This window comes from Niallia sp. 01092, from assembly GCF_052318935.1.
Taxonomy (GTDB): Bacteria; Bacillota; Bacilli; order Bacillales; family Cytobacillaceae; genus Niallia.
In genome coordinates this window covers 112,344-128,050 of the sequence record NZ_JBQRKO010000008.1, presented here as the reverse complement: position 1 = coordinate 128,050, position 15,707 = coordinate 112,344, and the positions used below count along the sequence as shown (strand labels likewise).

Below are 15,707 nucleotides of genomic sequence, written 5' to 3'. Positions count from 1 at the left end.
TAATTATCTAAGACTATGATGTTGTAAACAAGATATAATTTAATTAGAAAGAAAATTCAATATTAAAGGAGATCATAATATGACTGTAAAACCAAAATTTTTACTTTCTTTACAAATTGAACCGGCTAGTCCAATTGTTGATTATCGATATTTCATGAGGGGAGTAGAATTATGCAAAAAGTAGTTGAGGGAATCAATCATTGGATAAACAGATTACCAGAAGAATACAACTCTATGTCTGAAAAAGAAATTTCTAATCGACCATTACCAAATAAATGGTCTAAAAAAGAGATTTTAGGACATCTATGTGACTCTGCCATAAATAATATGGAAAGATTTATAAAAATTCAATATGAAGAACCATTGTATGTTATTCAATCGTATAATCAAGACCAATGGGTAATCGTTCAGAATTATCAAAATAGACCACTTCATGAAATAGTAAACCTTTTTCAGACATTAAATAAGCAAATTGTTAATATTGTTAAGAATATTTCTAACGAGAAGTTATCCAACCTATGTGATATAGGAAATAATCAACATAAAACACTAGAGTGGCTTATACAAGATTATCTTGAGCATATGGAACACCATATTCACAATCAAATCTTAATTGAAAATAACGGCTTATAAATTCAGTTCTTATTCAAGTAACTGGCGCGATTGTGAAACAAAAAGTAAAAGGGATGATACATATTGGTAAAATATGTATTACCCCTTATTTTTTATGACTTTTTACGATTTAGGTCTTGATAATTTTTTAAACAACTTCAGTTCTTTGTCACAGGGACGACCCGAAGGAACAACAAAACATAAAAAAATGGGAATTTTGTTTTCTACATTTACACATTGTGAAGCGGTCGCGTGGTTGGAGCTGGTATAATAGAAAAGCAGTTGATATAGAAAAAATCTATACCATCTGCTTTTTTGTTTATCCCACTCTTAACGGGCAGTAAGACCTCCACCTCAAGATGCTGAAGAATCGAGGAAGCTAGGTGGGGGACAACTGCCCGTAAAAGTCCGATAAGTTCAACTAACCATCAGTGGGGGATGAAGAAAACCCCCACTGATGGAAAGGTTCACTTTATAAAAATACCATTCAGGACCGATTTTCGTTAAAATAAACATTGTCGATTTTCACAATAGTTTTTCACAAATTATAAATGTCTAAATGTACTTGTGTTTGATAATAAGTTATTAAGCATGATATAAGTGTAAAAGAAGTGGAACATTTGGCTTTATATTTTTTGTCCGAGAGTTTGAAGTTGTATTCATAGTGAGAGGATTTGAGTTTGAAATGATAGATAATTTTTGGCGTGATTTACCACGACCATTTTTTGTACTTGCACCAATGGAAGATGTGACAGATGTTGTTTTTCGTCACGTAGTAAGTGAAGCTGGTCGACCGGATGTATTTTTTACAGAGTTTACAAACTCGGATAGCTATTGTCATCCAGATGGCATAAAAAGTGTGCGTGGCCGTTTGATTTTTACAGAAGATGAACAGCCGGTGGTGGCACATATTTGGGGGGATAATCCCGAATATTTCCGTCAAATGAGTATTGGCATGGCAGAGCTAGGATTTAAAGGCATCGATATTAATATGGGCTGCCCTGTACCTAATGTGGCATCGAGAGGGAAGGGGAGTGGCCTTATTCTGCGTCCAGATGTTGCGGCAGAACTTATTCAAGCAGCAAAAGCGGGCGGACTGCCTGTCAGCGTGAAAACACGACTTGGCTATAAGAATGTAGATGAGTGGGAGGAGTGGCTAACGCATATTTTAAAACAGGATATTGCGAACCTTTCTATTCATTTACGTACAAGAAAGGAAATGAGCCAAGTAGATGCGCATTGGGAGCTAATTCCGGAAATCAAAAAATTACGTGACCGTATCGCACCAAATACGCTGCTAACAATCAATGGAGACATTCCTGACCGTCAAACTGGGATGCAGCTTGCAAAACAATATGGTATTGATGGCGTTATGATCGGGCGAGGTATTTTTAAAAATCCTTTTGCTTTTGAAAAAGAGCCAAAAGAGCATAGCAGTAAAGAATACCTTGATCTTTTAAGACTGCAGCTTGATCTTCAAGATCAATATGCGGAAGCACTGCCACGTTCAATCACAGGGCTTCATCGCTTTTTCAAAATTTATGTCAAAGGATTCCGTGGAGCTGGTGAATTAAGAAATCAATTGATGAACACGAAATCAACAGATGAAGTGCGTGCATTGCTTGATAACTTTGGAAAAGAATGTTGATGGGACGGGAACAGTGAAATGATGTAACGCTCAAAAAGTTAGAGAAAAAATGAATCACATCAACTCATGTGTACTTATTTTATTCAATTAAAAGTTCCTTTGCAGCCTGCAACTTTTGTTTTGATAAAGTCTGTTTTCTGAAAAAAAAAGGTCTTATGTTATCATTCAACGTTGTTCTACCAGAATGTGCCGCTTGAGTCTATTTCTAAAAGGGTGGTGTTTTCACCAGTTCAGCGACAGCAACTAATTGATAAAACGGCTTGATTGAAGTGGAAGGTGCGAGACTCCTGTGGGATTAGCGGGTAAGATGAGACCCCGCAGGCGCAAGCGCCGAGGAGGCTCATCGCACGCCCCACGGAAAGCGAGTATCCTGAAACGGAAAGCAAGCCCCTATTCCTATGGGCGAAAATAATGTATTTTATTTTCCCTCTACTCGATTCGGAAAAATCGGCTTTTAAATTTGTGAAAGCGTCTACAACCGAAGAGAATCTGTCCAGATAGGATTATTTTATAGTATATAGCGAAGATCATTTGGAATGATTACCCATAATTTCATAAAATCTTAACATAGTTTTAACAACATCATCATGTAAGCGCGTTATGATAGATTGATGACATTATTAGATAGAGAAGGTCGGGGGTCGTTGTATGAGTTATACAATTATTGACATTGCTTCAAGGGCAGGGGTTTCTAAATCGACCGTTTCACGAGTGATCTCTGGCAACGGATATACGAGTGAACAAGCTCGGGAGAAGGTTTTGAAGGCGATTGAAGAGCTCCAATATAAACCAAATGGAGTAGCAAGAGCGATGGTTTCGCAAAAGACAAACAATATAGGCGTCATTATCTACCGGCAGCACCATCCTATCGCATCTCACCCTTTTTATGGAAAAATACTAGATGCGATTCTACTTAAGGCGGAAAGTCTGAACTACTCAGTATTTGTCACAACTGATAGGGAAATGTCTTTAAGGTCTGCTGATTTCATGCATGAAAAAAGGGTTGATGGACTTATATTAATCAGCCGGCTGAGTCAAGAAGTGATAGGCCACATTGAAAGCTTTCAGGTTCCTTATTTAATTGTGAATGGAACGACTGACAAGAGTGACGTCATCCAAATCGTCAATCAAGACTATAAAGGTGGAGCGATGGTTGCAGAGTATTTGTATCAATTAGGTCATCGCAATGTTTTTGTGATCGCTGGTCCTCAAGCGCACCGAAGTCACTTGCTCCGATTGCAAGGCTTTTGTGAGAGGTTCAAGGAACTGGGTGTTGAGGTTTTATCAAAAAATATTTATTATTCTCCGACTTCGGCTTATGAAGATGGCTATAAGGGACTCCATCAAATTTGGCCGCAATTCATCGGACAAAGACCAACAGCTATTTTTGCAACAAACGATATGTTAGCGATGGGTGCTGTGAGAGTCTTATTAGAAAAAGGAATAAAAATCCCTGACGAAATAGCAGTAGCTGGCTTTGATAACATCGATTATGCGAGCATGTGCTATCCTCCTTTAACAACAGTTCATGTTGAGAAAATGAAAATGGGAGAGGATGCAGTTACCTTGCTTGATCGTCTTATTAAAAAAGACACGGTAGAACCTTTCTGTATGGAATACGAACCTAAGCTGTTCGTTCGATCATCGACTCAAGGTGGGTGATTTCTAATTTCTTTTTATCTTCTCCCTCTATAAAATTAGTAAGCTCTAAAAATAAAGAAAGTTAATATTTCATAAACATACTTTTACATGAACTTAAAATTCCCATAATAAGAGCTAAACATATCTTCTGTACATTTATACATGTAACGGGGACAAGCAAGACATAAAACAAATTGAGAAAGAATTGGTGTGGGAACGTTCCCTTAATTTTTGATTCCCCCTTTCTTTTATGGGAACGTTCCCTTTTTTACAAAAATAACACAGAGGTGAGAAGGATGAAGAAAAAGGCAGTTGGTATCTTATCTACAGTTGTTCTAGGTATAGGAGTTCTTGCAGGATGTGCTCAAGAAAGTAAGCCTACTGAAAGTGAATCGAAAGAACCAGAAACAGTGATTATTGAGGCACAAACAGCTGGTCAAGAATTAACTCGTGTAGAAAATCTAGTAAAAGCAGCTGACAAATTAAATGCAGAGCTTAAGGAAGATGGGAAAAATACACAAGTAAAAGTCGAAACAAAATCCTTTGATGGTAGCTGGGAAGATTATGCTAAGCAATTTATCCTTGCGTTTAAAGCAAAAAAAGAGCCGGATATTTATGCAACAGGTCATGAAAATCTTGGTTGGCTAGCAGATGGAAACTACATTCTTCCTTTAGATGATCTAAAGAAATCAAAGGAATATAAGGATGTATTCCCTACTCTTTGGAAAGCTGTTTCTTATAAAGATAAAGTTTGGGGTGCTTTGCAGGATACGGAAGCTCGTCCGGTTTTCTACAATAAAGATATTCTAAAGGAGCTTGGATGGAGCGAAGAGCAAATTAATAAGCTTCCGGAAATGGTTAAAAAGGGAGAATTTACCCTTGAAGACATGACCAAAACAGCTGAAGAAGCGGAGAAAAAAGGGCTAGTGGAAAATGGAATTGGCCACCGTCCAGTAGATGGTCCTGACTTTCAATATATCGCCTATAATTTTGGCGGAAAAGTTTATGATGAAAAAGACAATAAAATCGTTTTTGATAAAGAAGCCGTTTCAAAACAATTAAACTACTATGATGAACTTGCACAGAAAAAATTACTTCCTGAAAATTTAACAACGATGGAATGGAACAATGTGCATAAACTGATCGTCAATGGAAAAATCCTATTTTACTATGGCGGGATTTGGAACGTATTTAACTGGAGCCAAGATAATTTCCATGAGCAACTTGGAAAAGTAGATGCAAAATGGTCCAATGAGCATTTCGGGATGATGCTAATTCCAGCTGCTGAAAAAGGTGGAAAACCACTAACATTATCTCACCCGTTTGCTTATACAGTTTCTTCACAAACGGAACATCCAGAGTTAGTAAAACGTTTATTAGAACTAGTTTCAGATCCAGCTCTTCAAACAGAGCATAACGTAAAAACCATGCATCTTCCTGTAACAAAAGCAGGTGCTGAGGATCCAAATTTCAAAGCAGATATCACTTTAGGTAGTGTTGCTTATATGTCTGAATATACAACATTCCTTCCGAATCATGAAGCATACCCTAAGTATTCAAAAGCGGTATTTAACGCGATTCAAGCTGTTGAGTTAGGAAAGAAAAAACCTGAAGATGCTATGAAGGATTTAGAAACTCAATTGAAAAACGATCTTGGTGATCAATTGAAAATCCAAGAATAAGGATCGTTTGCTTCAAAAAAAGATACTTAACAAAAACAGCTGGCTCTTAGCATATGTCTGCTAGGGGCTGCTTTTTCAAGGAGGGTTAGCATTTGGGAACCTTTATTCATAAATGGAAGCTGCCTGCCATCATGTTGGGACCGTTCTTCCTTTTAATTACCCTGTTCTTTTTTATTCCTGTTCTTTTAATCGCTATTTTGGCTTTTACTGGGATGGATTCTGCCATGAGATGGGAATTTAACGGTTTATTGAATTTTAAAAAGTTAATAAGCGACCCGAATATTTGGCTTGTTTTAAAAAATACGATCGTTTATGTGGGATTTACCTTATTAATTAATGTGTTTTTTGGTTTAGCTTTAGGGATCTTGACAACTTATTTTATTCAGAAGGATTCTGTGGGTCTTATTTTTCGGACGATTTGGATGTTACCTCGTATTTCTCCACCGGTAGTGTATATTTTGCTTTGGTTATGGTTTTTTGACCCAAGTGAATACGGAGTATTAAATAGCTTGAGAGCCCTTTTTGACATGGCGCCAGCTGAATGGCTGATTTCTCATCCGATGGAGGCGATTATTGTAGCTAATGGATTCATTGGAGCTTCATTCGGAATGATTATTTTTTCATCGGCGATCAAATCCATTCCACAGGATTTGTTTCAAGCGGCAAGAGTGGACGGTGCTTCACAATGGTCAATCATTAAAGATATTATTATTCCGTCGATTCGCTGGCCTCTTATGTTTGTAACGATTTGGCAGTTTTTATCCTTATTAACATCGTATGAATATATCATCTTACTGACAAAGGGCGGTCCATTATTTGAAAGTGAAGTACTGGCTTTGTACTCCTATCATAAAGCCTTTCAAAATTTTGAGTTTGGCTATGGTTCGGCTGTTTCGTTAGTACTTGTGATCCTTGCTTTACTCTTTACTTTTATTATGTGGAGATGGTTTGGGATGAAAAAAATGCTTGGTTCTTCAAGAATTGAGTAGGAAAGGAGACTTGAAAATGGATGTAACTAGTTCTCATAAAGAAACAAAAGCTGTAAAGCCCTTTGCACTTAAATGGAAGCAGCGTCTTCCTTATTTCATTGCTTACGGAGTGCTTGGCATTACGACCATGCCAATTATTCTTATGTATTTATGGCTGTTAATGCGTTCTTTTTCTGAACAAATGAAATTTGGTTTTATCCCTGTTTCATTTACGCTTGAAAATTGGACGTTTTTATGGACAGCTGTAGAGCAGGGTGGGACTGTTCTCCCAAGTATTTGGCTCGCTACGTGGAATTCTTTTCTATTTGCGGGAAGTTTAACTGTTCTTGAAGTGATCATCGGTGTGATGGCTGGGTATGCGTTAGCCCGTATCGAATTTCCTGGGCGCCAAGCGTTGATGAAAACGACTTTGATTTTACATGCATTTCCTAGTGTAGCTCTTCTGATTGCCGTATTTTATATCCTCAATTTTATGGGATTATTCGATTCGCTTTGGGGAGTCGTATTAGTAAAAACAGCGATGCAGATTCCGATGACAGCATGGATTGTGAAAGGTTTTTTTGACGATATACCATGGGATGTAGAATGGGCAGGGATGATTGACGGCTGCAGCCGGATTAAGGTTTGGTATACGATTGTTCTTCCACTTGTTAAGCCTGGAATTGCAGCAATCAGTATTTTTTCATTTCTATCTGGCTGGTCTGAATTTTTATTGCTGTATACCTTTATTTTAAACGATCAAAATGTGACCTTGTCCGCATATCTTCATAAATTAATGAGTGATCCAAATATGGTGGACTATGGGCTTTTGTGTGCTGTTTCCTTGTTTTATATGCTGCCAGTCTTACTATTTTTCATTTTTACGCAAAAATCATTAATGCAAGTTAGTGCTGGAGGAGGTAAACGTGTATGATCATTGAAATGAAAAATATTTGTAAATCCTTTAATCATCAAACGAACACCATCAATGATTTAAACTTAACGATTCATGATGGAGAACTTGTTGCGTTACTTGGACCAAGCGGCTGTGGTAAGTCTACAACCATGTTAATGATCGCCGGTATTTATAAACAGAATAGTGGTGACTTATATTTTGACGGTCAGCTAGTGAATGGTGTAGAGCCAAAGGATCGCAATATTGGCATGGTGTTTCAAAGCTATGCTTTATATCCTCATATGACTGTATTAGATAATATTGCTTTTCCGTTAAAACAACAGAAAGTAAGCAAGGAAAAACGATATGAAAGAGCCAAAGAAGCAGCTGAAATGGTACAGCTAGGGCACTTACTAGATAGAAAGCCAAGTCAATTATCAGGAGGCCAGCAGCAGCGTGTGGCTTTAGCTCGTGCGATTGTAAAAAAACCAAAGGTTCTTCTATTAGATGAACCATTATCGAATCTAGATGCCAGATTGAAAATTGAAATGAGAAAGGAAATTTCTCGAATTCAAAAAGAACTTGGCATTACAACGATTTTAGTTACCCATGACCAAGAAGAAGCGATGACGATGGCTGATCGAATTGCGGTTATGAAAGAGGGAGAAGTCATTCAATACAGCACGCCGATGGATTTATATAAAAATCCAAAGGACTTTTTTGTCGCTCAGTTTATTGGCACACCACCAATGAATTTTATCCAAGGAAAACTAACTTCAACGGATCAAAAAGCTGAGCTCACATTCTCAAAATCAACGCTTTATTTTGATCGGTCACTACTTGATATAAGTACGAATCAATTGGATGTCACGATTGGGATACGTCCACATGATCTTAAATTAGGATTAGAAGGGGAAATTCGGATGAATGGGACGGTTCAACTTATTGAACCGATTGGGCATTCTCAAATGATCAATGTCAATATTGGTCATGAACAGGTTTATTTTTTTGTCGAACCTAATATGAGATTAAATATTGGGCAAGAATTGGTCCTATCAACCAATGTTGAGTCCCTGCATATTTTTGAAAAAACTACTGGAAAAAATGTAAGGAAAGATCTTGTGAAGGAACTTGTCCGAAATTAATAGAGAGAAAATAGAGGATAAAAAAATGACATTAGAAATGAAACAGGATTTAGAATACACCTTGTATCATATGGCCATTGAGTATGCGAAGCAGGCTGGGAGCTTGATTAAAGAAAATATTGGAAACATGGGAGAGGTTGTCCAAAAAAAGAATGCTTCAGATCTAGTCACAGAAGTTGATCAAATGACGGAAAAGATGCTTCGTCAAAAGATTAAACAAGATTTTCCAGATCACTGGATCCTCTCTGAAGAGGATTGCGGTCAAGCAAATTCTTATCAAGCTTTTCAACAATTTGATTCTGGTTACGGATGGATAATAGATCCGATTGATGGTACAACCAATTTTATTCATGGTATTCCATATTATTCAGTGTCAATAGGAATTGTAAACAATAAAGAACCAGTGATTGGTGTTGTTTTGAATCCAATGACAGGTGAATTATATACGGCAAGGAAATCAATGGGTTCATTTTTAAATGAGCAGCCGCTTCGTGTTGGACAAGAAATGAAATTAACAGAAGCCATTGTGTCGACTGGATTTCAGGCTAATGACTTTAAAGTTGGTTCGCGCGTTCTTCAGCAAATGGATAAGCTAGCAGGGAATAGCCGAAATATTCGGATGTTTGGAGCTTCTAGTCTAGATTTGTGCCAAGTAGCCTCTGGCAGATTAACAGGATTCTGGCATGAAGGTTTAAATCCGTGGGATACAGCGGCAGGAATTTTGATCGTAACGGAGGCTGGAGGAACAGTTACAGATAAAGATGGAAACCCATACAAGCTCTTTCATGAATCGCTCGTAGCCTCTAATGGTAATATCCATAATGATCTTTTGAATACGATCAAACTTAAATAAAGACAGGTGGTTAAATTGAGAAAACCATTGATTACAGCTCATACTGGCTGTATGAAGACACCCCCCAATTCCATTCAATCCGTCATCGAAGGGATAAAATCTGGGGCAGATGTGATTGAAGTAGATGTAAGATCTACAAAAGATGGAAGTGTTGTTCTGCTGCATGATGAACATTTTCATACACAACACGGAATGATTCGCGTCCAAGATGTAACATTCCAGGAATTGAATGATCTAACTCAATCGGATAAGGTGGTTTGCCTAGAAGAGGTTTTACCGCTCATTAAAGAAAGTAATCGAGTGATCAATTTAGATGTAAAAGAAGATCATGCGATCGATCCAATGATTAAGACAGTCGAACAATTTAAGATGAGAGAATCTTCTATTATAAGCGGATGTGAAAAGGATCGAGCTGCTTTTCTAAAGGGAAACTATCGACCTTATCAAGTTCTCTTAAATGCTAGTAAAAGCTTATTTGAAGCTAATAAGGAAGATTATGAATCTTTTATTAAGGAAACTTTTCAGGATGCGATTGCAGCATCATGCTGTGGAATCAATATTGACTACCGCATTTGTCTTGAAGAGTTAATAGCTGCTGCCGCATTACGCTGTTTGCCCGTTTTAGTTTGGACGATTAACGAACCTCGTGAAATGGAAAAGTACGTGAAACTGGGTGTTCACTCGATAACGAGTCATGAAGTTGAAACACTAATGGAGTTAACGAACAAGCAGAAAACTTAGGGGGAATCCATTTTGATCGATACTTTTCTTGACGAGTGGAAGAAAAGAAATGAAAAAATCTCGGAATTAATGAACAATAAGAAGATTGCAGAACTTGATTTTTATGAACACGCGATTTATCAGCTGGAGCTTTTAAAAAAGGCAGACCCAAACCAAGTGGGCTATGTATCTAAACAAGCAGAGTTTTACCATTTAGATGGACAGCTTCGGAAAGCTGGCGATCTGTACCGCAAAGTACTAGAAATGGAGCCGCTTATTCCTTTAACTGAAAAGGATGAACGCCTCATTCACAAGTTTTGCCCAATTTTAATGATTAATCCAAAAGAATGCTTCCCACTTAAGGATATAGTCGTTGTTCATCATCCTTCTAAGCCTGTGATTGGCTATCATTTATTTTGGGAAGATGACTATGATTTTCCAGATGACTATGAACCTTGTGATCATGAAGAGGTTTGGGTCGAATATGATCCTGAATCGGAATCGGTAACAAATGTGATGTGCTGGTTCCATTCCCGTGTATTAGAGTCAGAGGATGCGGTAAAAGAGGCACATAATAACAATCAGAGGGCAATCATTCAAATCGAGTGGGGGAAGCATGGCTCACTTTTATGTGGATGGCAGCAGATGAACGAACCATTGACAGGAATTCCAATTCAAGAATGGCTTCAAGACACCTATGAACATGTGAAAAATGGCGGTCGTGTTCCTCTTCACCCGTTAAAAAGATTTTGGACAAAAGGGTTCGAAGGAAGCTTTGAGGAATATATTGATTTTTCCGTTCCCATCGATCCTTTGGCATGGCTTCATAAAAAACCGCTCATGTTTAAAACAGAATGGGTGAATGCTGTCATATTCACTCAATCATTGTTGTACAATTTTCACCCTAAGATGGAATGGCCGGAACGATTCTATCGTTCTATCGAATAGCAGGGAAATCTATTGGGATTTTTGATCAAAAAAAGCTAGGTTTTACTCGTAAAGAGAAGAAGACCTAGCTTCTGTATTTATTAATTCGATCGCTCAAGCTTATGGATATTTCTCGTCAAAAGACCTGCTATAAATTTAGGCATACCGAATTCAATGATCTTCTCTTTTACTCTTTCTTTCATTTCCTCTACTGTGATGTTAGGCAACGTAAAGGCTCCATCCTGATAGCAGTGGCTGCATGTTCAAGAATGGGAAGAGCTTCACACTCGTTTCTCCCCTTTATTTATCTTCGTCTAGTTCTACGTCCCAATCTTCGGTATAATTCTCTCCAAGAAGCTCTTTTATATTACCCTCTGTATCGTCTGCTTCTTCTTGCGATTTAAAGTATTCAAATTCCTCTGCAGGAATAAACCACTTTCCCCGATGTCCAGATAATTGTTTTCCAGAAATCTTCCCGTCTTTAATCCAGTTGCGAACGGTTTCGGTAGTTACACCATAGAAATCAGCAACGACTTTTGTATCTACAAATTGTACGCCATTTTCTTCTGTTGTAGATTCAGAAAGTTTCACAATCGAATCAGGTTTAGCGACTTGTATAGATACGCCCGGGCATCCTATTGCCTTTTTTATGATCCTATTTATGGGATACGCTTTATTTAAAAGAAATACCGCATTTGTTTGGAGAGGCGTCCGCTCGACTCCTACGGGATTAGCGAGAAAGACGAGACCCCACAGGAGCAAAGCGACGAGGAGGCTCGGCGCTCGCCCCGTGGAAAGCGAGCGGTAAGCCTCGGAGAACAGAACGGAAACCCTTACTTCCTATTTAGTTGCTTATTTTCCTGTTTTTTGAAGCTTAGCTTGATGAAATTGGGTCAGATGAAATTGGGGTCAGACCCCTAAAAAAGACAGATTGTATGATTTGTCTTTGGTGGGAGGACGATGAATGTTTAATTAGTGGGAATAAAGAGTCTGTCCCTCAGGACTTTAAAGCAACGAGGAAAGGCATCTTATCGGAGGGAAACAGATACAAGTTGATTTTTAAATTAATGACAGACACCATAAAAACCATTTGTCTTTCACAAAAAGGCAAACGGTTTTTATGGTGTCTTTTTCATAGTAGGAATTAAACACAGTGCTATTGGCAAATATGATAATATACTATGTTAATATGATAGAGTAAACTATTTAAGGTAGTTTTAGTCTTGTAGTTACTATCATATTTATCGATATTTTTGTTTGGAATAAGGAGGAGTGGAATGGCTAGTTCATTGCTTCGTTTAAATATAAAGCAAATGTTTTCCGCGAGTAATTATCAAAATGGAAAAAGGTATTTTAGACAAGGAAAGGTACAAAACTTATTTTGTGACGAAAGCAAAGGTAGATGGAGTGCGACTGTATCTGGATCAAAGAGGTATCAAGTGGTGATTCAGGAAGTAGAAAATAAGTATAAATGTTCGTGTAACTGTCCAGCTTTTAATAACTGGTATGATGAAGAATGTAAGCATATTGCCGCAGTTTTGTTTGAGATTCAGGAATCAGGAGCGATGTGGCAGTATGAGGAACCTGCGAGAAAAAATAGACTAGAAGAAAGGCAACAAATGCTGGAGAGACAACAAGCGGAGCTGATGAGACAGCAGCAAGTAAGGCAATCTGCTTATGTGAACCAGCTTACAAATCAGTTTATCGATAAGTTTTCTACCTATTATCAAGAGACTATACAACAAGAGAAAGTGGTGGAAAAGCAACCATTAATGGTGGAATGGATTTGTAAGATGCATAACAAAAAATCTATCACTTTAGAAATAAAGGTAGGGCTAAAAAGACCGTATGTTTTGAAAGATATAAAGAAATTTTTGGAAGCGATAAAATGGAAAGAGCAGTATCCATTTACAAAAAACTTCACCTATGACCCTACAGAATATACTTTTTCAGAAGTAGATCAAGAAGTGATTAACCTATTGCAAGAGGGACTCAATTTTGAAAAAATGTATCAAAATTTACAATCTCCTTATTATGGATCCGGATTAACTAATGATGTTCGTGCAATTGTTTTATCTCCTATGATTGCAGATAAGGTTTTACAAAAGCTTATGCAGGGGAATGTGCAGTTGTATCATAATGGACAATTATATAACCAATTACAATTTCAATACGACGAGCATTCCTTTCTTTTTCAACTTGAAAAGGCAGAGGGTCAAGATTATCAACTGAATGTAGCTGATTTATCAAAGGGGAGTTATTTTCGTTTTTATGGTTATTTTGTGAAAGAGGATTCAATCTACAAAATTTCCGAAGAGCAACAACCCTTTTTGGAAGAGTTGATTACGTTAGTAGAACGTACGAAGTCGCCTATTTTGCCGATCAGCAAGGAGCAGGTGGAACCGTTGCTGTCTTATGTAGTACCGATCATGGATGAGGTCGGAAAGGTTCAAGTGGCGGATAATATTTCGAATAAGATTATAAAAATTCCACTTCAATCCCATCTATATGTAGATATGAAGGATCAGTTATTGCGAGTGGATTTGGAATTTCGCTACGGAGAGCATAAGATGAATCCATTTCAGTATATTCCCCCAAAAGAAACGATTCTTATTCGCGATACGGAAAAAGAACAACTGATTATGAGTGTGCTTGAATCAAGTTCGTTAAAATCGAATGGAGAGTTTTTATATACAAAAGAAGAAGAAGGAATTTTTGAATTTGTTTATAAGATTCTTCCACAGTTGGAAGAGAAAGCTGCTGTTTATTTAACAAGCGCAGTGAAAAATCTTATTTTGTCAGAATCACATGTGCCAGTTACTAATATTGACGTAGATGCTTCTGGTAATTGGTTGGAAGTTAATTTTTCAATGGAAGGAATAGACCAGAAAACGATTCAAAAAATCATGAAAAGTGCAGTGGAAAAAAAGAAGTATTATCGCTTGCCGTGTGGAACGTTTGTATCGCTTGAATCGGAGCAGTTTCACACGATTCGTCATCTATTTGTTGAAATGAATCTGCCAGTCGCTCAATTGGAGAAGGAAGCGATTAAACTGCCCTTATACAGAGGAGTTCAATTGGAAGAATTAGTATCTGGAGAAAATACGAAGTCTGGAGAACAATATCTTCAATTGCTGACTCGATTAAAAAATCCAGAAGAGCTGAACTTTGGGGTAACTAGCTCCTTGCAGGCAGAGCTGCGTGATTATCAACATTATGGATTTCAGTGGTTGAGTACATTGAAATATTATGGGTTTGGCGGGGTACTCGCGGATGATATGGGATTAGGGAAAACACTGCAAAGTATTGCTCTTTTATTGTCAGATAAAGAGAAGCAGAAAGAAAAGAAGCCAGCCCTTATTGTTGCACCAGCATCACTTGTTTATAATTGGAAAAATGAATTGAAAAAATTCGCACCATCTTTAAAAACAGAAATTATGATCGGCTCTCCGACAGAAAGGAAGGAATTATTTCGACGTTCAGCAGTAGCGGATGTTTGGATTACCTCTTATCCTACTTTACGTCAAGATATGGAGGAGTATGTGGATCGTGATTTTCATACCCTTATTTTGGATGAAGCCCAGGTGGTCAAAAATTATGCAACAAAAACAGCGAAAGCAGTAAGCAGCATTCAAGCAGAAACGCGTTTTGCTTTAAGTGGAACCCCAATAGAAAATTCGCTTGATGAATTATGGTCTATTTTTCAAATTGTTATGCCTGATTTTTTTCCAAATCAAAAAAAGTTTAGAGAGCTTTCACCAGAAAAGGTAGCAAGCATGATCAAGCCTTTTTTATTGAGAAGGATGAAAAAGGATGTTTTGAAGGAATTGCCAGATAAAATTGAAACCCTTCACGTATCAGAGCTTACAAAGCATCAAAAGGAGCATTATCTTGCTTACTTGGAAAAAATGAAAGAGGAAACGGAAGAGTCGCTTAAAGGAGAAGGGTTTCAAAAAAGCCGGATGAAAATTCTTGCCGGTTTAACGAGACTTCGTCAATTATGCTGTCATCCTTCTTTATTTTTAGAGACGTACAATGGTGACTCTGGAAAGCTGAAACAATTAGTAGAGATTGTAGTGAATGCTGTTGAAAATGGAAGGCGATTATTAATTTTTTCCCAATTTACAAGTATGTTGGATATCATTAGTCGTTCTTTAGAAAAAGAAGGCTTGAGTTTTTTCCGTTTAGATGGACAAACCTCTTCTAAGGAAAGAATAGAATTAGTGGAGCGTTATAATAAGAAGGAGACAGCCATCTTTCTTATTTCTTTAAAAGCTGGAAATACAGGGTTGAACTTAACGGAAGCCGATACGGTCATTCTCTATGATCTTTGGTGGAATCCAGCAGTGGAGGAACAGGCGATTGGCCGAGCGCATCGCATGGGTCAAAAAAATGTGGTTCAAGTCATTCGACTTATTACGAAAGGGACTATTGAGGAAAAAATGCATGAATTGCAGCAAACGAAAAAAGAACTTATTGAAACTATCATGGAACAAGGCGATCAAGATAAAGCTTTATCACGAATGACTGAAAAAGATATAAGAGAAATATTGAATATATAAATTGGTGACAGGCATTTTAAAAAGACATTTGTCTATTGGTGCCAGTCACCAATA

12 protein-coding genes and 1 pseudogene are annotated in these 15,707 nt (G+C 37.5%); 11 read left to right on the top strand and 2 right to left on the bottom strand.

From position 1 onward, the window contains the following. The first annotated feature begins 171 nt into the window (after positions 1-171). The 10 genes from ACTXGU_RS09555 (at position 172) to ACTXGU_RS09510 (ending at position 11,112) form a co-directional block, all read left to right on the top strand. Entirely contained in the window at positions 172-633 is a 462-nt protein-coding gene (locus ACTXGU_RS09555; protein ID WP_443481279.1) for a DinB family protein, read from the top strand. Between the two features lie 664 nt (positions 634-1,297). Then, on the top strand, positions 1,298-2,260 hold the full coding sequence (locus ACTXGU_RS09550; RefSeq protein ID WP_443481278.1) for a tRNA dihydrouridine synthase: 963 nt from the start codon (positions 1,298-1,300) through the stop codon (positions 2,258-2,260). A gap of 648 nt (positions 2,261-2,908) precedes the next feature. Continuing rightward, on the top strand, positions 2,909-3,922 hold the full coding sequence (locus ACTXGU_RS09545; RefSeq protein ID WP_443481277.1) for a LacI family DNA-binding transcriptional regulator: 1,014 nt from the start codon (positions 2,909-2,911) through the stop codon (positions 3,920-3,922). A gap of 275 nt (positions 3,923-4,197) precedes the next feature. Then, entirely contained in the window at positions 4,198-5,583 is a 1,386-nt protein-coding gene (locus ACTXGU_RS09540) for a sugar ABC transporter substrate-binding protein (RefSeq protein ID WP_443481276.1), read from the top strand. Positions 5,584-5,714: 131 nt separating this feature from the next. Further along, positions 5,715-6,572: a carbohydrate ABC transporter permease gene (locus ACTXGU_RS09535; protein ID WP_443481344.1), complete on the top strand. Its 858-nt coding sequence runs from the start codon at positions 5,715-5,717 to the stop codon at positions 6,570-6,572. A 16-nt stretch (positions 6,573-6,588) separates the two neighbouring features. Next, the gene (locus ACTXGU_RS09530; RefSeq protein WP_443481275.1) at positions 6,589-7,485 is read left to right on the top strand and encodes a carbohydrate ABC transporter permease; all 897 of its coding nucleotides are present in this window, start codon (positions 6,589-6,591) and stop codon (positions 7,483-7,485) included. Beyond that, positions 7,482-8,591, top strand: coding sequence for an ABC transporter ATP-binding protein (locus ACTXGU_RS09525; RefSeq protein ID WP_443481274.1), 1,110 nt, complete (start codon positions 7,482-7,484; stop codon positions 8,589-8,591). Before ACTXGU_RS09530 ends, ACTXGU_RS09525 begins: the two co-directional genes overlap by 4 nt. Before the next feature lie 25 nt (positions 8,592-8,616). Then, on the top strand, positions 8,617-9,444 hold the full coding sequence (locus ACTXGU_RS09520) for an inositol monophosphatase family protein (protein ID WP_443481273.1): 828 nt from the start codon (positions 8,617-8,619) through the stop codon (positions 9,442-9,444). A 15-nt stretch (positions 9,445-9,459) separates the two neighbouring features. Further along, the gene (locus tag ACTXGU_RS09515) at positions 9,460-10,185 is read left to right on the top strand and encodes a glycerophosphodiester phosphodiesterase (protein ID WP_443481272.1); all 726 of its coding nucleotides are present in this window, start codon (positions 9,460-9,462) and stop codon (positions 10,183-10,185) included. Positions 10,186-10,197: 12 nt separating this feature from the next. Continuing rightward, positions 10,198-11,112: a hypothetical protein gene (locus ACTXGU_RS09510; protein ID WP_443481271.1), complete on the top strand. Its 915-nt coding sequence runs from the start codon at positions 10,198-10,200 to the stop codon at positions 11,110-11,112. A gap of 80 nt (positions 11,113-11,192) precedes the next feature. On the opposite strand, the pseudogene ACTXGU_RS09505 reads toward ACTXGU_RS09510, so the two are convergent. Continuing rightward, positions 11,193-11,339, bottom strand: a pseudogene (locus ACTXGU_RS09505) (zinc ribbon domain-containing protein); the annotation flags it as partial. A gap of 52 nt (positions 11,340-11,391) precedes the next feature. Then, positions 11,392-11,682, bottom strand: coding sequence for a helix-turn-helix domain-containing protein (locus ACTXGU_RS09500; RefSeq protein ID WP_443481270.1), 291 nt, complete (start codon positions 11,680-11,682; stop codon positions 11,392-11,394). Positions 11,683-12,368: 686 nt separating this feature from the next. Between ACTXGU_RS09500 and ACTXGU_RS09495 the strand changes: the two genes are divergently transcribed. Continuing rightward, a complete protein-coding gene (locus tag ACTXGU_RS09495) occupies positions 12,369-15,653 on the top strand; it encodes an SNF2 helicase associated domain-containing protein (RefSeq protein WP_443481269.1) in 3,285 nt (1,094 codons plus the stop codon). The last annotated feature ends 54 nt before the right edge of the window (positions 15,654-15,707 follow it).